The sequence below is a fragment of the Sphingomonas endophytica genome (genome assembly GCF_001476895.1).
Lineage (GTDB): Bacteria > Pseudomonadota > Alphaproteobacteria > Sphingomonadales > Sphingomonadaceae > Sphingomonas > Sphingomonas endophytica_A.
Window position 1 is genome coordinate 1 of sequence record NZ_LDTB01000116.1, and the last position, 573, is coordinate 573.

Genomic DNA, 573 nt, shown 5'->3' on the forward strand with positions numbered 1-573 from the left:
ACGCGGCGTGGCTCGCGGTCGGCGTGGCGGTGATCGCGGCCGTGCTGGCCATGGCGTGAGGGCGACCCGCGACAGGGCTTCGCGGGCTCGTGCCGGCGCGGGTCGTCGAACGGAGGTCCGGCCGCGCCAGACCTTCCAGGAGGAGGATTCGGTTATCGAGGAAAGTGGTGCCGCAAGAGGGATTCGAACCCCCGACCCCCTCATTACGAATGAGGTGCTCTACCAGCTGAGCTATTGCGGCCCTGGCCCCGACGGGACCGTCAGCGACGCGCGGTGTCCGGCGCCGGACGTGGCAGGCTCATAGCGGCCCGGCCCGCGTTAGGCAAGGCCACAGCCGGCCCTCGCGGGCGTCAGACGGCCCGGTCCGCCGCCAATTCGTCCCGCAGGAATGCCGCCACCTCCGCGCGGTCCACGCCGGGGGCGATGAAGCTCTGGCCGATCCCCCGCGCGAGGATGAAGGTCAGCGCGCCGTCGCGGACCTTCTTGTCCTGGGTCATCGCGTCGAGGAGCGCCTCGACGTCGCCGCACCCGCCCGGGACGGCCTGCAAACGGGTCGGCAGGCCGGCCAGCCGG

Annotated in this window: 1 tRNA gene and 1 pseudogene; both read right to left on the minus strand. The window is 72.6% G+C overall.

From position 1 onward, the window contains the following. Positions 1-165: 165 nt before the first annotated feature. A tRNA-Thr gene (locus tag NS334_RS16230) sits at positions 166-241 on the minus strand. 109 nt (positions 242-350) lie between these two features. Then, positions 351-573 (minus strand): annotated as a pseudogene (locus tag NS334_RS16235) (3-dehydroquinate synthase); the annotation flags it as partial.